The organism is Sulfitobacter sediminis, from assembly GCF_040811725.1.
Taxonomy (GTDB): domain Bacteria; phylum Pseudomonadota; class Alphaproteobacteria; order Rhodobacterales; family Rhodobacteraceae; genus Sulfitobacter; species Sulfitobacter sediminis.
In genome coordinates, this window is the sequence record NZ_JBFNXX010000036.1 from 1 (window position 1) to 19,028 (window position 19,028).

Consider the following 19,028-nt stretch of genomic DNA (forward strand, 5'->3'; position numbering starts at 1 on the left):
GGGTTCTCCATGAAGAACCGGTGGCAGTTGAACGTGAACTGCCCCTCCTGAAACGCGGGCCGCTCGAACGACCCGTCTGGCGGAACCAGCAAGGTGTGACGTCGTCGCTCCGCTCGTCTCCGTGCAGCGTTGATTTTGGTCGCGGTGATCTGAAAATGCCGGAGGACCGCGCCGCGCCGTGTCAATCGGTTTGCACTATTGACGCATGGTCAATCGGTTCGGCGCGCGCTTTCTTCGGAGACCGCTCATGGCTTCGAGGTTTCGTCGATCACCTCGTTTCTCAAAACACCTACTTTGCTGATCTCGACCTCGACATCCATACCGGGTTCGAGAAACAGCTGTGGCGTTCGGTAGCGACCTACTCCCCCAGGTGTCCCCGTGACGATCACGTCGCCTGCGCGCAAAGTGAGTACTGTCGACGCGTAGGCGATAATCTCCGGTATCCCGATGGCCAAGTCCGAGATCGGCGCGTTCTGTTCCACGTTGCCATTGACCCGCGTGGTCAACGTCTGCTCGCGAATGTCCCCGACTTCGTCCGGCGTCACGATCCACGGGCCCATCGAGCCTGAGCGTTCAAAGCTCTTTCCCGGCCAGAACTGGGTCGTGTGGTTCTGGTAATCACGGATCGACCCTTCGTTGAAGCAGGAATAGCCCGCGATATGGTCCCAGGCCGCGTCTTCCGAGATGTGGCGCCCGTCCTTGCCGATCACGAAGGCCAGCTCCCCTTCGTAGTCGAACTCCCTGCTGGCCTTAGGCCGTTCGATCGGAACACCATGCCCGACGATAGACGAGGGATAGCGGGTAAAGATCGAGGGATATTCGGGGTGGGGGCGACCGGATTCGAGAATGTGCGGCAGGTAGTTCAGCCCGATGCAGAGGATCTTCTCCGGATTCGGCACGGGCGGCAGGAAGGTGACCTCATCGAGGGCGACAGGTTCCCCGACCCCCGCCAATTCGGCAACCGCGCCTGCGGCAAGGACGGATTTCAGGTCTTCGTACTTTTTGGACAGGACGGCACCTGCGTCCAGGATGTGATCGCCCTCGGCCGTGCCATAGGACCGGGTTCCGTCTGGGCGGGTGAAACTCGCTAAGCGCATGTATTTTTCCCTTCTGCTTCGGGGTGGTGTTCGGAAAAGTCAGCCAAAGATGTCGAAGAACGTGGTCATTTCGGCCAGCGCAAAGGCAAGCGTGTCTTCGTCGGTCATCATCCCGTCGCTCACCTTGTTGTTCGCAAGCGGGATCACCACTTCCTTGGCGGCCGGGACATGGGCGAGCATCCCGCCGAGTATGTATTTCAGATGCGCCTGCGCCCGCACCCCGCCAAGCGCGCCACCCGAGACGCTGACGACAAAGCAGGGCTTGTCCTTGAAGACCGAGGCGAATGCCGGGCGCGAAGCCCAGTCGATGGCGTTCTTCAACACGCCGGGGACGCTGTAGTTGTACTCCGGCGTGACGAAGATCACGCCCCGCGCCGCCGCGACCTGCGCGATGAAGGCGTCCACCTCCGCGTTGTCCGTCACGTCCGCGTTGTAATGGGGCAGCTTGCCCACGTCCGCGATGGTGCAGGTGGCCCGGTCCTTGAGACGCTCGGCCAGCGCACGGGCGGTCGCCCGCGATGCGGATGCGGCGCGCAGGCTCCCCGGAATGATGAGAAGTTCGGACATTTGTACCTCGTGTTGTTCAGAGTCTCGCAAGCCAGGTCGCGATTGAGGGGATCAGAATGATGATGAGAAGGGTGACGAGCATCGCGATGATGAACGGCACGGCCCCGCGAAAGATTTCGCCGACTTTTAGGTCGGGATCGTCCATCGCGGACTTGATCGTGTAGACCGAAAGCCCGAAGGGCGGGGTGAGCAGCCCGATTTCCACCGAGATCACGGTGATGACGCCGAACCAGATCAGATCCAGACCGGCGGCATCCGCGACGGGCAGGGCAATGGGCAGAACGATCAGCATGATCGAGATCGAATCGATCAGGCAGCCGAGCGCCACGATCAGCACGATGTAGGCGAAGAGAAAGCCGTAGGGGCCGATATCGCCCGACAGGAAGAATTCGGCCAGTTCCCGGGGCACCCCGGAAAGAGCCAGCATCCGGCTGAAGAACGTGGCGGCAAGGATCAGGAAGAGGACGGAAACCGTGATCTGGCCGGTCTCGACCAGCAGGCGCCAGAACGTCTGGCGGTCAAGCGATCTGCGCAAAAGCGCGATGACAAGGGCGCCAAATGCGCCGGCCGCCCCCGCCTCCGTCGGGTTCAGGAACCCTCCGTAAAGGCCGCCGAGGACAAGGACCATCAGGGACAGGATCGGGACTGCCTTGATGACGATTTCCATGAGGCCGATGTCTTCGTATGCCGCTTCGTCCCCGCTTTCGAAGACAAAGCTGCGCCGGGTCGTGGCAAGGATCAGGATCGTCACCGTGAAAGCCAGCGCCAGCAGGATGCCCGGACCCACGCCCGCAAGGAACATGCGGCCGACAGACTGCTCCGCCAAAACCGCATAGACGATCATCAGAAGCGACGGCGGGATCATCATGCCCAGCACCGACGACCCGGCGACCACGCCGGTCGCGAAACGGTTGGTGTACCCGTGCCGGCGCATCTCGGGTACGGCGATCCGGCTGAAAACGGTGGCCGATGCGATGGAGATGCCCGTAATGGCCGCAAAGACCGCGTTGGCGAAGACCGTGGCGACCCCCAGACCCGCAGTGATGCGATTCAGGAGCTTTTGGAATACGTCGAAGGTATCCTTGCCCACGCCCGAGACGGTCACCAGCAGCCCCATTAGCACGAACAGCGGCACGACCGCGAAAAGGTACTCCTCCAGACTGTCGTTGGCGACCTGCGTCATCATCCGGACAGACACCGTTTCGTTCCGGATAAAGGCCACAGCGGTAAAGGAGGTCGCTAGCATCCCGATGCCAATCGGCATGCCGATCAGGATCAGCAGGACAAGGACAAGAATGGCGATGGCACCAATATCGAATGGGGTCATCGGTTCTTTCCTGTCGCCCGGCGCAGCGCCGCGATCAAACGGACGGCAAATTCGATCGCCGCGATGGCGAAACCTGCAAGGATCAGCACACGAAACGGCCAGGTCTGCAGCGTTGCAAGGCCCGGCACGCCAATGAACTCACCGGCGGCGATATCCTTTCCCACGACCCTGATGGACGCCCAGGCGATCACCCCAAGCACGACGGCCCCCACAAGGTCATAAAACCCGTTCAGGATCGCGCCAGCGGTCGGAAATCGATGGGCAAAGGGGACGATGAAAACCTCCGTGCGTGCCAACCGTCCCGCCCTGACCGTCGCGGCTAGTTGCAAAGCGACTAAGGTGACGACCAGCAGCGCACCGCCCTCGGACACGAGCGGAAGTGATGCCCCCATCGAATTGCGCGCAACGATATCGGCGCAGATGATCACCATCAGGACGCCGATCAGAACGGTTCCGAGGGCAGCAAAGGCTTCCACGACCCGATGCCAGATCCCTTCAAGCCGACTTTCGTGCACCTCCCCCGAGGGAGAGGTGCGGTTATCGTCTTGCGTGCTCAACTTGAGACCTTACTTGTCCCAGTCGCGGGCGGGTGTCTCGCCACGCGCACGCAGGCCGTCCAGATAGGCTGCGAGGAATTCCCGTGCGGGGATGCCGCGCTCTTCCAGCGGGGCGGCCCAATCACCGGCAACGTCGGGCATCTTGTTGACCCATTTCACCAGCTCGCCTTCGGGCATGTCTACGATGGTGGCTCCCATCTCGACCATCTTGTTCAGCGCGAATTCATGGCGCGCCACAAGGTCCTTGCCGTGCTCTGCGGTGTAGTACTTGCCCGCCTCGATCATGGCGTTCTGTACTTCTTTGGGCAGCCCGTCCCAACTGTCGCGGTTGATCGCCACGGCACCCGAGAATGCGCCACCGGCGTCAAAGCGGTTGATGTAGGGCGCGACCTCGTAAAGCTTGATCGGCAATGCGCCCAGCGCCAGTGTCAACGCACCATCCGAAACGCCGGTCTGGACGTCCGTGTAGTAGGTTGTCAGGGCGCCGTCGACAGCATTGGCGCCCGTGCCGCGCAGCCAGTTGCCCAGCACGCCGGGTGCCGAGATCTTCATGCCGTCGATGTCGTCGATGCCCGTGATCGGTTCCTTGAGGTAGATATCGTAAAGGTCCGTACCGGTCAGGCCCAGAACCTTGAGGTTGTGCTGTTCCCATTCGTTGCGGAACGCCTCGTTGGTTTCCAGCAACTCCTGATGCACCTCAAGCTGAAGGGCCGGATTCGAGGTCGAGAAGGGCGCGTTGGACGACGCCTGGCTCAGCGGCAGTTTCGCCTGCTCGAGGAAGGAAAAGACCCAGCCCACATCGGTGATGCCTTCCTCGACCGAGGTCAGCGTGGCGTTGGCCTTGTAGAGCTGACCGCCGAAGGCCTCGTTCCACTCGATCTTGTAATTCCCGCCCTCGGCAAGGATTTCATCGGTTTTCGCCATGAAGTGGGTCTGGATCATGCCGACCCAGGGCACCACCGTCGGGTGGCTCGATGCCACGGTCAGGTTGATCGTTTCTTGCGCGTAGGCTGGCAGCGCCAGCATCCCCGCGACAAACGCGCTTTGCAGAATTCTCATTGGTTTCCTCCCCTTGAGTACCGTTATTTGACCGTGAAGGTCTGGCTTGAGTTGTTCAGTGTGATCGTGACGGACCCCTCATTGATCAGCCAGGGCCGCACCCTGAAGGACCGTGCGCCCGCTTTGTGCATCGGGTCGCGTTCGGCGATGGCGATGGCCTCGGCGCGCGATGCTGCCTTAACCACGACCAAACCTTCGCCTTCCCAGCTCTCCTCGTCATCCGTCCAAATCGGGCCTGCGGCGTAAAGGATTCCATCCTTTTCCAATTGGACCTGGAACTGCAAATGTTCTTCGATGTTCGCGAAAACGTGTCCCAACCCGTCGGTGGGCGTAGTGAAGATCGCAAAGAGCTGGCGCTGGAGCATGCCCTTTGAGGCCTCCAGCACCGCCGCTGCTGGCACCGATTTCGGATTATCTTCGGACATTTGCACCTCCCCTTGCAAATTGGTCGCAACTCTTGATCAGCCCGCCTTTTTTCGGGTCAGTTCCGCTCGGATTTCGTCGCCGTGTTCATCCAGTACCGGCGGCGGCAGCACGTCCAGTTCCGGCGCGCCGTCGAAATTGTAGGGTGAACGGACCGTGGTATAGGTGCCCAGTTCGGACGACGGTACCTCGATCTTGATGTTGAGATGCCGCGCCTGCGGATCCTCCAGCGCCTCGTTCGAATCGTAGGCCGGAGAGTGCGGCACTTCGTTGGTCAGTAGCAGGTCACACCACGCATCCCGGGCCTTGGATTTGAAGATCGGTGTAAAGTGATCGATCAACTCGTCCTGATGCTTGATCCGCTCCAGTCGCTCCGAAAAGCGCGGATCGTCGTTGAGTTGCTGCTGCCCTGTCGCGGCCAGCAAGCCTTCCCAGAACTTGGTGGGCGAGGACATGTGCAGGGCGATCCATTTCCCGTCGGCACATTCAAAGGTGTAGGACTGTGACACGACCGGCCGCGATAGCGGTCCCATGACTTCGCCAACCGAATAGTAATGGGTGAAGCTGTCGAGGTTGAAGTGGCACATCGCCTCCAGCATGGAGATGTCCAGCCTGCGGCCCTTGCCGGCCTTCGACCGCTCCATCAGCGCCGCGAGAATGCCCATCGCGGCGTATTGGCCGGTGACCGCATCTGCGATGGCCGGGCCGATCACGCGGGGGTTCGTCGGCGGCGTCAGAAGCCGCAGATACCCGCTCGCCGCCTGGGCCACCGTGTCATAGGCGGGCCGGTCGCGGGACGGGCCCGACGTGCCAAAGCCTGAAATGGCGCAATAGATCAGGTCGGGGCGCACCTTGCGCAGGTCGTCTTCTCCGGCCCCCAGCTTTTCGGCGACGCCGGGCCGGAAGTTCTGGATAAAAACATCCGCCGTCGACACGAGGTCATGCAGCACGGCGAGGTCGGCAGGGTCCTTGGTGTCAAGCGCGATGGAGCGCTTGTTGCGGTTGTAGGTCTGGTAATGCGGCGAATAGAGCCCGCCCTTGAAGGCGCGGAAGGGATCGCCGGTGCCGGGGCGCTCGACCTTGATCACGTCGGCACCCAGATCGGCAAGGTGCATGCCCGCCGCGGGACCGGTGATGTAGGTCCCCAGTTCGATGACGCGGATGTCCTTGAGTATCTTGACCATGATCTACTCCGCTGCCGTGGAATGACGTGACGAGGGTTTGCCGTCGTAGTCGATGGCAAGGTCGGCCTTGTGCGACATGATGAAGCCGATGGAACGGCCTGCCTCTTCGAACAGATGCGCGGAAAGACCGGCGGTGCGCGCCAGCAGCGGCACGGCCTTGAGCGCATCGAGCGGCCAGCCCGCGTCGAGAATGCAGGCGGGGATCGCCCCGGAGACATTGATCGGCAAGGGCCGTTCGATGATGCCCGTGGCATGCTTGCCCAGAACACGAAGGGTTTCGATATATTTGCCCGACACGCCCAGATCATCGGCGATCTCAAGCAGCCTGTCCGCGCGGGGGTCGCCCGCAGAGTGCTGGGGATGGCCGAGCCCAGCGACCTTCCGGCGCTGCGCTTTGTGCTCCTGAAGGCTGGCGATAGCCGCGGTCTCGATATCGGTGCCGTCAGCCTCAGCCTTGGCGATCACTTCCGCCAGGTAGCGGCCCGCTGTCTCGGAACTGCCCGCAACGACACTTCCCATGCCAAGAAGACCGGCTGCCATGGCGCCCTGCCAGGCATCGGGGCCGGCGGCAAGCGTCATCCGCGCCGCCTGAACCGATGGCACAAGGCCATGTTCGGCAATCGCCACAAGGCAGGCGTCCAGCATGTCCCTTTGGGCTTCGGTGGGCTTTTCGCCCAGCACAAGCAGCCAGAAATAGTCGGTGAAATTGATCTTGCCGATCAGCTCGTCGCAGAGGTCATAGCCACGAACCGTCACGCTCTCTGCATCAGAGGTCGCGATCGCGGTGAAGGATTGGTCCTGCTTTCCGATGCGCATAAATAGCTCCTTTTCGCACTGCGAAAATTTTTGCTCTTGTCGAAAATTATGTGGCGGACTAGCCTGACGTCAAGTCAAATATGGCGCGCATCGCGCAAAGGTCACGTCAGGGAGGAAAACCATGCGGGATATCAACCAGTTCACCATCACGGAAGCGGTAAAGAAGACGTTCAAGACCGAGCCTGACAGCCGCTTTGAACAACTTCTGCACGGTTTGCTCGACCATCTGCACGACTACACCCGTGAGAACCAGGTCACCCATGACGAGTGGATGACGGTGCTGAACTTCCTCTATGATTGCGGCCAGATATCAACGCCAGAACGCCACGAATTCATCCTGTTGTCCGACGTTCTGGGCTTCTCCGCACTGGTCGACATGATCAACACCAAGGGCGGAGCGACCGAAGGATCGAACCTCGGACCCTTCTATCTGGACGATGCGCCGCGCAAACAGCTTGGCGGTGATCTGTCGGACGAACGCGACGGCGTGAGCATTCTGGTCCATGGCACTGTCACCGACACGCTGCACAACCCGCTCCCCGGTGCGATCGTGGACACCTGGCAGGCGGATGCGGCGGGCACCTATCCCATCCAGGAGCAGGAGCAGGGTCAGGACAAGTTCGACCTGCGCGGCGTCTTTGAGGCCGATGAGAATGGCCGTTTCTACTACACCACGGTTCTGCCCAAACCCTACACCGTTCCCTATGACGGGCCGGTGGGCAAACTGCTGCGGGCAGGCAACCGGCATGCCTGGCGGCCGGCGCATCTGCACTACATCGTGCGCTCGCCCGGCATGAGTTCGATCACCACCGAAGTGTTCTTCGAGAACATGGAGTACCTCGACAACGACGCGGTTTTCGGCGTGCGCAGGTCGCTGATTGCCAAGGTCGCACCCGCCAAGGACAAGGACATTGAGGCCCTCGGCTATCAGCTGGAGAAAAAGCCTGACGCCATCTGCACCTTCGATTTCGTGCTGGCGCCGGAAGGGTGATCTTGGCCGAGGATCGGGAAAAACCGGCAGAGTTCGTCGAGGCTCTCGCCAAGGGGATCGCGATCCTCGAATGCTTTGATGCGGCCAACCCGGAAATGACCCTGTCGGAAGTCGCGCGGCGCGTGGGCCTGTCACCCGCCGCCGCGCGCCGGTCCCTGATGACGCTGGAAACGCTTGGCTACGTGGGACGCAAGGACAAGCGCTTTCACCTCAGGCCCAAGTTGCTGGCGCTTGGCTCGGCCTTCTATTTCACCGCCCGCGTGGACGAGATACTGCAGGAAGACCTGCGCGCGCTGGTCGATCAGTTCGGAGACGCCTCATCCATCGGCACACTGGACGGAGAGAACGTGATCTACGTCGCGCACCTCTCCGTGCAGCGCGCGCGGCGGGCAGCCGCTGTGCCGGGCGCGCGTTATCCGGCCTATGCCACGTCGATGGGGCGCGTGCTGCTGGCGGGTCTCTCGGACGGCGAGCTGGAAAGCTATCTGGAAACCTACGAACCGAAGCCACTGACTGCAAAGACTTGTACGGATCGCGGCGCGTTGCGGCAGGAAATCCTGAAAGCGCGTCAGGAAGGCTATGCAACCACGGTCGATCAGCTTGACTATGGCATCACGGCCCTGGCCGTGCCGATCCGGGACGGGGACGGCACCACTATCGCGGCGCTCAACACATCGGGCTACACCGGCATTGTCACGCCCCAACAACTGGTGACCGAAAGGCTGCCCGCCCTGCGGCAGGCGGCCTCTCACATCGCGCTTCAATTGACCCGCTACCCGACCCTGCGCTTGGTGCTCAGCGGATAGACGCATTTCTGGGAGGAGACAGAACCATGTGCAGACTTTGCAACAGCACCTCGACAGGGGCGATGCACGCCATCAGCGGGCGAACCCACGCGGCCCCGTCCGAGACCGCCTCTGGCACCGCCGCCGCGCGCGCCGCCACGACGCAGATCACCGGCGCCCCGCTGCCCGAGTTGTCAGGCGAAAAGGGAACCCGTTTGCTGATCAAGGGCGGCGTGGTGATGTCGGTTGACGATGCAGTCGGCAATTTCGCCAAGGGCGATGTCCTCGTCGAAGGAAGCAAGATCGTGGAGGTGGCAGCGCACATTGAGGCGACTGATGCCCATGTCATCGACGCCTCCGGCAAGATCGTCATGCCCGGATTCATCGACACCCACCACCACCAGTTTGAAACCGGTCTGCGGTCATCGCTCGCCGACGCCATCGTGGTGAACGACGGCAAGCCGGAGAATGCGCGCAACTACTACGAGGCGATGCTGCTCGGCTTTTCACAGCACTACCGCCCCGAGGATGTCTATATCAACGAACTTTACGGCGGCCTGGCCCAGCTTGACGCTGGCGTGACGACTGTCATGGACGTGAGCCAAATCCACCATTCCGCCGACCATTCCGACGCCGCCATCGAAGGCCTGCGCGACGCGGGGCGGCGCGGGGTTTTCGGCTATTTCGAAGGCTGGTGGGAAGGCAAGGAACACCCCGGCGGCGCGCGCCGAATCCGGGAACAGTACTTCAGCTCGGACGATCAGCTTCTGAGCATGGTCGTGGGCGGCGAGATCTACATCGAGGGCTACGAGGAGATGTGGAAGATCGGGCGCGAACTGGATTTGCAGATAGCGCTGCATGTCGTGACGACCTTCGGCATGACCCCCACCTTCGACGAACTGGCCAAGAAAGGCGTCTTCGGTCCCGACAACATCTTCATCCACATGACCGGCATGACAGATGACGCCTGGAAGGAAGCGGCCGATGCGGGTGCGCATGTCTCGCTCTCCGTGCCGATCGAGATGCACATGCGCCACGGCGAACCGCCGATCCAGAAGGCCCTCGACCTCGGTATGTCGATATCGTTGTCCTCGGACGTCGAATGCACGATGTCAGCGGATTTCTTCACGCAGATGCGCGGACTGGTGACGCTGCAGCGTATGCGGGCGAACGAACGCGCCCTGTCGGGCGATGAAAACCACCCCGCGCTGATGCGCTGCGCTGATGCCATTCGCCATGCGACCATCGAAGGCGCCAAGGGCTTGCGCCTTGACGGCAAGACCGGATCGCTCACGCCCGGCAAGGATGCGGACATCATCTTGCTGGATGCGGAGGCGATGAACGTCGCGCCGCTCAACAATGCCGCGGGCGCGGTTGTCACACTCATGGACCGCTCGAACGTCGATACGGTCATGGTTGCCGGCAAGATCCGCAAATGGCAGGGCAATTTGCTGGGCCACGACATGGACAAGCTGCGGCGCGAGCTGGAGCAGAGCCGCGACTACATCTTCGAAAAAGCAGGGGTCGCACAGGACCTCTTCGCCTGATTTCCCATCCCAGCGGGCGCGGCTCTACCCGCGTCCGGCTCTCAAGGAGAAAACACAATGCTCTTTCCAACGACGCTTGTCGGCAGCTATTGCCAACCCGATTGGCTGATCGACCGGGAGAAACTCAAGGGCCAGTTCCCGCCGCGCACCCGCGCCAAGGAACTCTGGCGTATCCCTGAACACCTGTTGTCCGAAGCTCAGGACGACGCCACCCGCGTCGCCATCCGCGAGCAGGAGGAGGCGGGCCTCGACATCATCACGGACGGAGAGATCCGGCGTGAAAGCTATTCCAACCGCTTTGCGACCGCGCTCGACGGGCTGGACCTTGACAACTACGGCACCGTCATCACGCGCTCGGGCAGCCCGGTACCGGTGCCCCGGATCGTCGGCCCGGTCGCGCGCAAACACCCGGTGGAGGTCGAGGACCTCAAATTCCTGCGCGCCTATACCGACCGCAAGGTCAAGATCACGCTGCCGGGCCCGTTCACGATGAGCTTGCAGGCGCAGAACGACTACTACGGTTCGACCGCAGAGCTGGCGATGGACTATGCCCAGGCCGTCAAGGAGGAGATGGCGGACCTGTTCGCCGCGGGCGCCGATATCGTTCAGCTGGACGAACCTTGGCTGCAGGCCAAGCCAGACATCGCCAACGATTACGGGATCGAAGCGATCAATAAGGCACTGGAAGGGGCAGCAGGCACCACGGCGGTGCACATCTGCTTTGGCTATGCCGCGATGACCAAGAAGCGCCCGGAGGGCTATTCCTTCCTGCCGCAGATGAAGGCCTGCACCTGCGATCAGATCAGTATCGAGACGGCGCAATCCAGCCTCGACACCTCCGTGCTTGAGGAACTGCGCGGCAAGACAATCATGGTCGGCGTGCTGGATTTGTCGGACATGACGGTCGAGACACCGGAGATCATCGCGGAGCGGATCCGCCGAGCGCTGCCTTATGTCGACGCCGACAAGGTGGTCGTGGCCCCCGACTGCGGTTTGAAATACCTTCCCCGTAACGTGGCTTTCGGCAAGATGAAGGCCATGGCCGACGGTGCCGCCATCGTGCGCGCCGAACACGCCTGAGAAGCGGACAAGAAGCCGGGCAGGGGATCAGATAAGATCCCGGATCGGGGCGCTCATGACGGAATTGGTCTCGGGCGCCCCTCGGCGCTGTCTTGTCGTGGGAGGGCGGATCGGTCCCGAGCTCCATCGAACATTCCCGGTAAAGGCATTTCTCTTTTGTAGGGGCGCTGGATTGGCTCTGGGGACTCCGGTGCCATGCGGGGCTCAGAACAGTTGCAGTTTCTCAAGATATCCTGACAGGCGTTTCTTGAAATCGATGCACTCCGGTCGGTCGCGCATGGATGGCGTGGTCCAGAAGCCGACGTTGCGCAGCGGCAGTTCCACAGAAAGGTCCACGGGGGCGATGCGGAAATCGTCCTGAAATGTCCCCAGCACGCGGAACGGCAGCATGCAGCAAGAGCGCGTCCGTTCGAGGATGCGGAAGGTCATCGTCACGTCCCCGGTATTCTCCAATGCGGGCGTCACCGAATGCAGTCCCAGCCGGTCAAGCGTGTCGCGGGTCACGTCGAAGAGTCCCGAGATTTCGCCGACCGAAATCCAGTTATGCTGCGCCAATGCGGCTGGAGGCACCTCGCGCGCGGCGGCGAGCGGATCGTCCTGCCCGACGAAAATCGCCAGTCGATCCTGAAACAGCGTCTCGCGGATCAACTGTCCGTCCTGCCGGTTGAGATCGTATGGCATGATCGCCACGTCGAGCTGGTCGTTGTGCAGCCGCTCCAGCAGCCGGGCGGCATATTCGCAATAAATCTTCAGGCCATAGCCCATCCTCGTGCCGACCAACCCGGCGAGGAAATCACCCATGATCGTGGTCGCCAGCATCGGGCCGACGCCGACCCGCAGCTCTCCGATGCCTGACCGCCATTTCTCGATGGACAGATCGGCCCGCTGGGCGCGGTGCATGATCTCGCGCCCGTCCTCGGCCAGCCGCGCGCCGATCTCGGTGGGGCTGACCCCGTAGCGGTCGCGCCGCAGGACGGCGCCGCCGACGCGGTCCTCGATCACCTTGACCACGCGCGACAGCGACGGCTGCGTGGTGTTGAGCCTTTGCGCAGCCTTGGTCAGGGAGCCAAGCTCGACGATGGTGGCGAGCTGCATCAGGTGTTTGGGATCCATAGGTATATCAGAAGTGAATGGTTGCCTAAGATATTAGAATTTTACAGTACACCTGATCCAGCACAATCTCCGACGCAGCAACTCTGGGCGGAATCGGTATGGATCTTCAGAAGGACATTTTGCGGATCACCCTGCTGGGCACGGGCATTCCCAATCCCGATATCAACGCCTTCGGCACCTCGACCCTGATCGAGGCGGGCGATCAGAAGGTGATGATCGACTGCGGGCGCGGCACGGTGATCCGCATGTCGCAGATGGGCTTCCCGGTCGGTCATACCGACACGGTGATCCTGTCACATTACCATTCGGACCATTACAGCGGCATCTTCGACCTGCTGATGACAGGCACCATCCAGCAGCCCTTTTCCAACCGCGGCGGCCCGCTGCATGTCTACGGCCCTCCGGGCGTTGAGGATATTGCCGAAGGCGCCTGGATCGCCTCCCGGCCAGACCGCAATATCCGCGTGGCCGACAGCGAGATCGACCCCGAGCACATGCGCATCGTCCCGCATAGTTATGAGAGCGAGGGCGTTGTCTTTGATCGTGGCGGCCTGAGGATCATCGCCATCGAGGTTGATCACGGCGACTTCATCCGCCCCGCCTATGCGTTCCGGGTGGAATACGCAGGCCACGTCTTCGTGCACAGCCACGACACCCGCTACAACGAAAACCTGATCGCGCAGGCGCAGGGGGCGGATGTTTTCGTGCACGAGATTGCCGCCGGGACGCCCGAGACCTTTGCCAAGAACCCCAAGGCCAAGATCGCCATCGACCACCATGCGACGCCGGAGGAAGTCGGGCGCGTCTTTGCCCAGACCCGGCCCAAGCTCGGGATGTTGACCCATCTGGCCTTGCTCCCGCCCGATCCGATGCCAATCACCCGGATGATCGGCGAGGTGGCGGCGGAATACGACGGCCTCGTCCTCGTGGCCGAAGACCTGATGACCATCGAGATTGGCCGCAACGTGAGCGTGATCCCTTTCCGCCACGGCTGCCGGCCCAGATGAAAGGCCAGATGACATGAAAGACCTATCGCAAGGGATGTACGACACAATGACCAGCCTTCAGCAAAAGATCGACGCCTCTGGCGGTGTCCTCAACATGCTCCGCGCCTCGCCCATGGGACACGCCGTTTTTCCCGGCATCCCGGCGGAATTCACCAACTGGCGCGACGAACAGCGCGCCTGGCACGAGGGCGTGGTGCTTTTCGAGCAATCCTACCACATGACAGAGCTGCATCTTCGCGGGGCCGATGCAAAGAAATTCGTCACCCGGTTTGCGACCAACAACCTGTCCGACCTGCACCCGCTGCGCGCCAAGCAGATGGTGATGGTGGACGAGGCGGGCTTCATGATCTCGGACGCCATCCTGTTTTGCGAGACGGATGATTTCCTGCGCGTCGTTGGCCCGCCCACCGCGTCCAACTGGCTGCAGTACCAGGCGGAAAAGACCGATCTGGCGGTCGAGGCCACGCGCGACGAGAACATGATCGTCCCCCGCGAACGCCGCGACGTGTTCCGCTTTCAGCTTCAGGGGCCGAACGCGCTGTCGCTGGTGCGTGAAGTGGCAGAAGGGCCGCTGCCCGACATCAAGTTCTTTTATGTCGGCGAATTCAAGATCGCGGGCCAGACGGTGCGCGCCCTGCGCCACGGCATGGCCGGTCAGCCGGGTTTCGAGATCTACGGGCCGTGGGAGGCGCAGGCCGCCGTGCGTGCCCGCGTCGAGGAGGCCGGTGCGGCCTTTGGCCTGCGCAAGGCCGGTGCGGTGACCTATCCGACCGCGGCACAGGAAAGCGGCTGGATGCCGCGACCATTCCCGGCGATCTTCCGCGGCGAAGACACGAGGGGTTTCCGCGAATGGCTCTCGGCAAAGTCTTTCGAGGGCAACGCCTCGCTGGGCGGAAGCCTCGTATCCGACGACCTGACCGACTACCTGACCGAACCCTATGAGCTTGGCTATGGGCGGCTGGTGCATTTCGAACATGACTTCTATGGTCGTGACGCGCTGATGAAGCGCAAGGCGGACACCCCCCGCGCCAAGGTCACGCTCGAATGGAACAACGACGACGTCTTCCGCGTGCTGCAGCAGTCCCTGCGCATCGACGGTCCGAGGACCAAGTTTCTCGCCCTGCCGATCCCGATGTATGCGACCTTCCAGTACGACGCGGTGCAGGTCGACGGGCGTACCATCGGTTCGTCCCAATGGCTTTCCTATTCGTCGAACGCGGGCGCGCTTTTGTCGACGGCGCTGATCGACCCCGCAGAGGCGCAGATCGGGCGTGAGGTGACGCTGATGTGGGGCGAACCCGGTTCCCGCCGCGCGAGTGTCGAGGCGCACGAGGTGACCGGCATCCGCGCAAAGATTGCGCCGGTGCCCTATTTCGAGAAATCTATCAAGAAGGACTGAACGGCATCCGGCGACCAGCGGCAAACAGCCTGCCAAGGGCGGCAACTGGTGCCGGACGCACCACAAAGGACGTAGTTTCAAGGGAGGAATACCAGATGAAACGGACCCTGATTGCGGCGCTCACCACGGGCGCACTTGCGGTATCTCAGGCGCAAGCCACTGAAAACCTGACCGCCATGACCTCGGCCCCCGGCACGGCGGTACACCTGACCATCGCCCACCTCGCCGAAGTCGCCGCCGAGCGCGGGCTTGCCGATATCCAGATCACGCTGGGCCAGACCGGCGCGAACGCCACGCAGGCGGTGGCCGAAGGGCGCACCGATATCGGCATCTGCCCCTTCATCCTGCCGTTCCTAATGTCCAAGGGTGTCGGCCCCTATGCCGCCATGGGTCCGGAAAAGGGCGCTGAACTCGCTGCCAATCTGCGCATCCTCTATCCCTATTCCTTCGGCGTCTACACGCTCTATGCCTATGACACGGTGGGTATTTCTGGCTGGGACGGGCTCGAAGGCCGCCGCATCCTGAACGGGCCGCCGCGCGGCGGTGCCACCGCCGAGGCGCGCGGCCTCATCCAGGTGGTGACCGGGCTGGAAGACGGCAAGGGCTACGAGGGTATCCAGAGCGACTGGTCGCAGATGGCCACAACGATCACGGAAGGGACATCCGAGGCGGCGTTGCTGCCCGAATACATCCCCTCTGACCGTCCGCTTCAGGCGCTTTCCGCCGGCAAGATGACCTTCTGGTCGGTGCCGCAGGATATCTGGGAGGGCGAGGCGATGCAGCGTCTGCTGGCCGCCCCCGGTTCGGCCCCGGTGGAGTTCACGCTGGAACAGATGCAGTCCCTTGGCGAGAACGCAACCATCGTGACGCAGCCCGACGGCGTCTTCCGCACCCGCGGATCGGTCGGCGGCAATTGCGTGAACGCCGCCATGGACGAGGAACTTGCCTACCAGCTCACCAAGGCGCATATCGAAACGCTGCCCCAGATCTACGAAAAGGCACCCTTCGCACGCAACATCGGGCTGGAAGCACTGGAAGCCAAGGCATCGGGTATGTGCGGGCCGAATCCGGTGACATACCACCCCGGCGCGGTCCGCGCCTGGGAAGAAGCAGGCTACAGCCTGCCTGACTGCGCGAAGTAACCCCTGAAAAGAAGGCCGCCCTGAGCGGCCTTCGCCCGCACGGCAAGCGCCCCGGAGCCACACCCCGCATGGCCGACACCAACATGCACCCCAAGACCCGGACGCAGGCAGCGCTGGCGTACATGCTGGCGCTTGTCCTCGTGATCGTCGGCATGGTCAATGCGACCCCGGCGATCCCCGGTTGGGACAGCTTGTGGCAAGACCTGCTGGCAGCACCGAACCTGCGGGTCAGGCGCTTTCCCTACGAATGGTTCTACCCGATTGTCTTCTTCTGGATGATGGTCATCGTCGTCCTGAGCAATCCGATCCGAAAACGCTGGGAAGACCGCGCGCCGCTGTGGCGCGGTCTGGGACTGGCGCTCGATATCGGCCTGATCCTCGCGGCGGGTGCGATCTCCCTGACGTATCTGGTCGAACACGAAGCCGTCTGCCTCGTGGATATCCTCACCGGAGAACGCGCCGACCTAATCGCCCGCGCGCTCAAGGCCGAGCAAGACCTCGCGCTTGCCATGGGCCTGCCCATGCCCACGAGTGTCGAGAATCCCCGCTGTCTCAACGATACCGGGCCCTGGCTGGTTCTGATCGTGGGACTTGCGGTCTTTGTTTTCCTGGCTTTCAACGCCGAGGTCTGGGGCCTGTCGCTGGTGATGGTGTCGATCCTGTTGGCGCTCTACGCCGTGGGCACGGTGCTGATCTGGTATTTCTTCGGGGCCGACGGGATGAGCAAATACCTCATCACACCCCTGGGCGGAGAGCCACGCTCGCTCGCAGACGGGCGGCTCAGGGTGCATGACCTGCTGATCAACCAGGGGTCGGGGCTCCTCGGCCAGTTCCTCCATATCATGTTGAACACGGTCTTCCCCTACGTCGTGCTGGGCGCCTTGCTCACCGTCTCGGCGGGTGGCAGGACGCTGATCAAGCTGGCTTTCCTCTGGACCCGGCATCTGCGCGGCGGTCCGGCCCATGCGGCCATCGTCGCCTCGGCCATGTTCGGAACCACCACTGGCACGCCGGTGGTCAACGTGCTGGGCACCGGGACGCTGACGATCCCCATGATGGTCAAGCGGGGCTTTTCCAAGGTCTACGCCGGAGGCGTTGAGGCGGCGGCCTCTTCGGGCGGGCAGATCATGCCGCCGATCATGGGCATCGCAGCCTTTGTCCTGGCCTCCATGACTGGCGTCCCCTACCGCGAAGTCGCCATCGCGGCGGCCATCCCGGCCTTGGCCTATTTCTTCTGCATGTTCCTGTCGGTTGTCTTCGAAAGCCGCAAGCTGGGGCTTGAGCCTGTGCGCGACCTAACGCCCGAAATGCGCCTGACTGGACGCGACCGGATACACCTGCTGCAAATCTTCCTGCCGCTCGCGCTGATCGTTGTGCTGCTGCTGATCCCCAAGGACGCGATCGGCTGCGATCCCATCTCGCGCCTGCTGGGTGCCGAGATCGCGCAGATCGGAACCTCCTGTCGCGCCACTGACTTGCCCTGGATCATGCAACTGCTTCAGAACACCGCAGGCGACGCGGGCAGTGTCGGCTGGTGGGCGGCGATCCTGCTGGCGGCGCTGCTGTTTCTCGATCCCGCGTTCCGCGCGAAACCGCGCCTTCTGATCGACGCCCTTGCCGATGCCGGTGTGACGATCTCGATGCTCTACCTGATGTTCCTTGCCGTTTCGGTCATTGATATCAGCCTCAACCTCACGGGCCTCGCAAATTTCGTGGCGCTGGACATTCTCGGCTGGCTCAAGGCGCTGGACCTTGCCAGCGGCACACCCATCGTTTTCCAGTTTGCCGCGCTCACGGTCGCGATGCTGCTGGCGGTACTTCTCGGCATGGGCATGCCCGCCGTGCCTGCCTATATCAACGCGGCACTCCTGATGGGGCCGCTGCTTGTCGGGCTCGGGATCGCGCATTTCACCGCGCATATGTTCATCTTCTACTTTGCCTGCGCGAGTGCCATCACGCCGCCGGTTGCGGTTGCTTCCTATGCCGCCTCCACGATCACCCGTGCCGATCCGATATTGACCAGCTTCTCGGCGGTGCGTTCCGGGATCGTAATGTTTGTCATCCCTTTTGTCTTTGCCTTCTATCCCGAGCTGCTGCTTATCGAAGCCGCAAGGCTGAGCCCCGAAACAACCGCTGGCCCCGTCACCTACCTGCCGGGCTACGGTCCGGGCGTCGATTGGATTGCGCTCGTCGCGCTGATCTGCCGCCTTTCCCTTGCGCTCTATCTCTTGGCCAGCGTCTTCGCCCGATTTGACCTTGCCCGGCTCGGAACCATGGCTTGCCTGGCACGGCTAACAATCGCGTTGCTGCTGATGAGCTCTTTACCCTTCGTGCCGCTGGTTGCCTTTGTTGTGGGACTGGCCCTCATCGTTCTGTCGAGGAAACAGGGGGTCGCGTCGCGAACCACTTAGGTCGTACGCCTCGACATACGACATGTCCTGCAGGCGCGAAGTGAATCCGGCACACATGCGCCCAATATTGCCACTTTTGGTCCGGTCGATCGCGACCTTCAAAAAGTCCGGCCGGGCGACGCGCGTGCTCCGCGTTCGAATGCTTATTGCCCCTTTTACTCTTCGATAAGGTGAAAGACGTCCAAGATACCGAAGCGCACGATCCGTGCGATGCCTGCGATCAATTCCAGTCCCAGTGCGGATATCTGCAACCGTCTCAGGGCCCACACGCCAGCGCTCATTCGGAAATCCACCCATCCCCGTTGGCCGGGGAATGCTCGCTTCGCGTTGCGTGCTAAGCATCGCAATCTATCGCAACGAGCTTCGCCCCCCGGCTAAGGTGCTGTTCGACGCGGTACCGAAGCGCGCAGAGCGGTCACTCAGGGTCATAGACCCGACGGCAGGTCTGTCCGGATAGTGTTGAAAAAGTCCGTTGATTGGTTGGTCTGCCGCTGATTCACTCTGATTAAGAGTGGAGGTGCGG

The 19,028-nt window shown here is 62.3% G+C and carries 18 protein-coding genes; 8 read left to right on the forward strand and 10 right to left on the reverse strand.

Translation table 11 applies throughout. From position 1 onward, the window contains the following. Window positions 1-245: 245 nt before the first annotated feature. From AB2B41_RS21560 to AB2B41_RS21595, 8 genes are read right to left on the reverse strand one after another with little or no spacing between them, the layout of a single operon-like run. Window positions 246-1,097: a fumarylacetoacetate hydrolase family protein gene (locus AB2B41_RS21560; protein WP_367879892.1), complete on the reverse strand. Its 852-nt coding sequence runs from the start codon at window positions 1,095-1,097 to the stop codon at window positions 246-248. Window positions 1,098-1,136: 39 nt separating this feature from the next. Then, the gene (locus AB2B41_RS21565; RefSeq protein ID WP_367879893.1) at window positions 1,137-1,664 is read right to left on the reverse strand and encodes an NADPH-dependent FMN reductase; all 528 of its coding nucleotides are present in this window, start codon (window positions 1,662-1,664) and stop codon (window positions 1,137-1,139) included. Window positions 1,665-1,680: 16 nt separating this feature from the next. Further along, window positions 1,681-2,991 (reverse strand): TRAP transporter large permease, encoded by a 1,311-nt coding sequence (locus tag AB2B41_RS21570; RefSeq protein WP_367879894.1) that lies wholly within the window; start codon window positions 2,989-2,991, stop codon window positions 1,681-1,683. Continuing rightward, entirely contained in the window at window positions 2,988-3,548 is a 561-nt protein-coding gene (locus tag AB2B41_RS21575; RefSeq protein ID WP_367879895.1) for a TRAP transporter small permease subunit, read from the reverse strand. The genes AB2B41_RS21570 and AB2B41_RS21575 overlap by 4 nt, the downstream gene beginning before the upstream one ends. A 9-nt stretch (window positions 3,549-3,557) precedes the next feature. After that, a complete protein-coding gene (locus AB2B41_RS21580; protein ID WP_367879896.1) occupies window positions 3,558-4,607 on the reverse strand; it encodes a C4-dicarboxylate TRAP transporter substrate-binding protein in 1,050 nt (349 codons plus the stop codon). Window positions 4,608-4,630: 23 nt separating this feature from the next. Continuing rightward, window positions 4,631-5,032: a YciI family protein gene (locus AB2B41_RS21585; RefSeq protein ID WP_367879897.1), complete on the reverse strand. Its 402-nt coding sequence runs from the start codon at window positions 5,030-5,032 to the stop codon at window positions 4,631-4,633. A 36-nt stretch (window positions 5,033-5,068) separates the two neighbouring features. Next, window positions 5,069-6,214 carry a CaiB/BaiF CoA transferase family protein gene (locus AB2B41_RS21590; RefSeq protein WP_367879898.1) on the reverse strand — a complete coding sequence of 382 codons (1,146 nt, stop codon included), beginning with the start codon at window positions 6,212-6,214 and terminating at the stop codon, window positions 5,069-5,071. A 3-nt stretch (window positions 6,215-6,217) separates the two neighbouring features. Next, window positions 6,218-7,030 (reverse strand): citryl-CoA lyase, encoded by an 813-nt coding sequence (locus AB2B41_RS21595; protein WP_367879899.1) that lies wholly within the window; start codon window positions 7,028-7,030, stop codon window positions 6,218-6,220. 121 nt (window positions 7,031-7,151) lie between these two features. Here AB2B41_RS21595 and AB2B41_RS21600 point away from each other — a divergent pair, with 121 nt between their 5' ends. Genes AB2B41_RS21600 through AB2B41_RS21615 form a run of 4 tightly spaced genes read left to right on the forward strand, consistent with a single transcriptional unit; the run spans window position 7,152 to window position 11,433 of the window. Next, window positions 7,152-8,021, forward strand: a complete 870-nt coding sequence (locus AB2B41_RS21600) for a dioxygenase family protein (RefSeq protein ID WP_367879900.1) — start codon at window positions 7,152-7,154, stop codon at window positions 8,019-8,021. A gap of 2 nt (window positions 8,022-8,023) precedes the next feature. Beyond that, window positions 8,024-8,827: an IclR family transcriptional regulator domain-containing protein gene (locus AB2B41_RS21605; protein ID WP_367879901.1), complete on the forward strand. Its 804-nt coding sequence runs from the start codon at window positions 8,024-8,026 to the stop codon at window positions 8,825-8,827. Between the two features lie 26 nt (window positions 8,828-8,853). Continuing rightward, window positions 8,854-10,353: an amidohydrolase family protein gene (locus AB2B41_RS21610; protein WP_367879902.1), complete on the forward strand. Its 1,500-nt coding sequence runs from the start codon at window positions 8,854-8,856 to the stop codon at window positions 10,351-10,353. Window positions 10,354-10,410: 57 nt separating this feature from the next. Then, window positions 10,411-11,433 carry a uroporphyrinogen decarboxylase family protein gene (locus AB2B41_RS21615; RefSeq protein ID WP_367879903.1) on the forward strand — a complete coding sequence of 341 codons (1,023 nt, stop codon included), beginning with the start codon at window positions 10,411-10,413 and terminating at the stop codon, window positions 11,431-11,433. Window positions 11,434-11,637: 204 nt separating this feature from the next. Here AB2B41_RS21615 and AB2B41_RS21620 read toward each other — a convergent pair whose 3' ends face one another. Then, window positions 11,638-12,546: a LysR family transcriptional regulator gene (locus AB2B41_RS21620; protein WP_367879904.1), complete on the reverse strand. Its 909-nt coding sequence runs from the start codon at window positions 12,544-12,546 to the stop codon at window positions 11,638-11,640. Between the two features lie 98 nt (window positions 12,547-12,644). On the opposite strand from AB2B41_RS21620, the gene AB2B41_RS21625 reads away from it, so the two are divergent. From AB2B41_RS21625 to AB2B41_RS21640, 4 genes are all read left to right on the forward strand, one after another. Next, window positions 12,645-13,553, forward strand: coding sequence for an MBL fold metallo-hydrolase (locus AB2B41_RS21625; RefSeq protein WP_367879905.1), 909 nt, complete (start codon window positions 12,645-12,647; stop codon window positions 13,551-13,553). Between the two features lie 13 nt (window positions 13,554-13,566). Then, the gene (locus AB2B41_RS21630; protein WP_367879906.1) at window positions 13,567-14,952 is read left to right on the forward strand and encodes an aminomethyl transferase family protein; all 1,386 of its coding nucleotides are present in this window, start codon (window positions 13,567-13,569) and stop codon (window positions 14,950-14,952) included. Window positions 14,953-15,047: 95 nt separating this feature from the next. Continuing rightward, complete coding sequence (locus tag AB2B41_RS21635; protein ID WP_367879907.1) at window positions 15,048-16,094, forward strand: TAXI family TRAP transporter solute-binding subunit; 1,047 nt, start codon at window positions 15,048-15,050, stop codon at window positions 16,092-16,094. A 68-nt stretch (window positions 16,095-16,162) separates the two neighbouring features. Next, window positions 16,163-18,505, forward strand: coding sequence for a TRAP transporter permease (locus tag AB2B41_RS21640; RefSeq protein WP_367879908.1), 2,343 nt, complete (start codon window positions 16,163-16,165; stop codon window positions 18,503-18,505). Window positions 18,506-18,660: 155 nt separating this feature from the next. On the opposite strand, the gene AB2B41_RS21645 is transcribed toward AB2B41_RS21640, so the two are convergent. Next, entirely contained in the window at window positions 18,661-18,786 is a 126-nt protein-coding gene (locus tag AB2B41_RS21645; RefSeq protein WP_367879909.1) for a hypothetical protein, read from the reverse strand. Window positions 18,787-19,028 lie beyond the last annotated feature (242 nt).

What these genes read in the sequence shown, in the direction of transcription:
- AB2B41_RS21560 (WP_367879892.1), bottom strand. Translation starts at nt 1,097, where the DNA reads ATGCGCTTAGCGAGTTTCACCCGCCCAGACGGAACCCGGTCCTATGGC.
- AB2B41_RS21565 (WP_367879893.1), bottom strand. Translation starts at nt 1,664, where the DNA reads ATGTCCGAACTTCTCATCATTCCGGGGAGCCTGCGCGCCGCATCCGCA.
- AB2B41_RS21570 (WP_367879894.1), bottom strand. Translation starts at nt 2,991, where the DNA reads ATGACCCCATTCGATATTGGTGCCATCGCCATTCTTGTCCTTGTCCTG.
- AB2B41_RS21580 (WP_367879896.1), bottom strand. Translation starts at nt 4,607, where the DNA reads ATGAGAATTCTGCAAAGCGCGTTTGTCGCGGGGATGCTGGCGCTGCCA.
- AB2B41_RS21585 (WP_367879897.1), bottom strand. Translation starts at nt 5,032, where the DNA reads ATGTCCGAAGATAATCCGAAATCGGTGCCAGCAGCGGCGGTGCTGGAG.
- AB2B41_RS21590 (WP_367879898.1), bottom strand. Translation starts at nt 6,214, where the DNA reads ATGGTCAAGATACTCAAGGACATCCGCGTCATCGAACTGGGGACCTAC.
- AB2B41_RS21595 (WP_367879899.1), bottom strand. Translation starts at nt 7,030, where the DNA reads ATGCGCATCGGAAAGCAGGACCAATCCTTCACCGCGATCGCGACCTCT.
- AB2B41_RS21600 (WP_367879900.1), top strand. Translation starts at nt 7,152, where the DNA reads ATGCGGGATATCAACCAGTTCACCATCACGGAAGCGGTAAAGAAGACG.
- AB2B41_RS21610 (WP_367879902.1), top strand. Translation starts at nt 8,854, where the DNA reads ATGTGCAGACTTTGCAACAGCACCTCGACAGGGGCGATGCACGCCATC.
- AB2B41_RS21615 (WP_367879903.1), top strand. Translation starts at nt 10,411, where the DNA reads ATGCTCTTTCCAACGACGCTTGTCGGCAGCTATTGCCAACCCGATTGG.
- AB2B41_RS21620 (WP_367879904.1), bottom strand. Translation starts at nt 12,546, where the DNA reads ATGGATCCCAAACACCTGATGCAGCTCGCCACCATCGTCGAGCTTGGC.
- AB2B41_RS21625 (WP_367879905.1), top strand. Translation starts at nt 12,645, where the DNA reads ATGGATCTTCAGAAGGACATTTTGCGGATCACCCTGCTGGGCACGGGC.
- AB2B41_RS21630 (WP_367879906.1), top strand. Translation starts at nt 13,567, where the DNA reads ATGAAAGACCTATCGCAAGGGATGTACGACACAATGACCAGCCTTCAG.
- AB2B41_RS21635 (WP_367879907.1), top strand. Translation starts at nt 15,048, where the DNA reads ATGAAACGGACCCTGATTGCGGCGCTCACCACGGGCGCACTTGCGGTA.
- AB2B41_RS21640 (WP_367879908.1), top strand. Translation starts at nt 16,163, where the DNA reads ATGGCCGACACCAACATGCACCCCAAGACCCGGACGCAGGCAGCGCTG.
- AB2B41_RS21645 (WP_367879909.1), bottom strand. Translation starts at nt 18,786, where the DNA reads ATGAGCGCTGGCGTGTGGGCCCTGAGACGGTTGCAGATATCCGCACTG.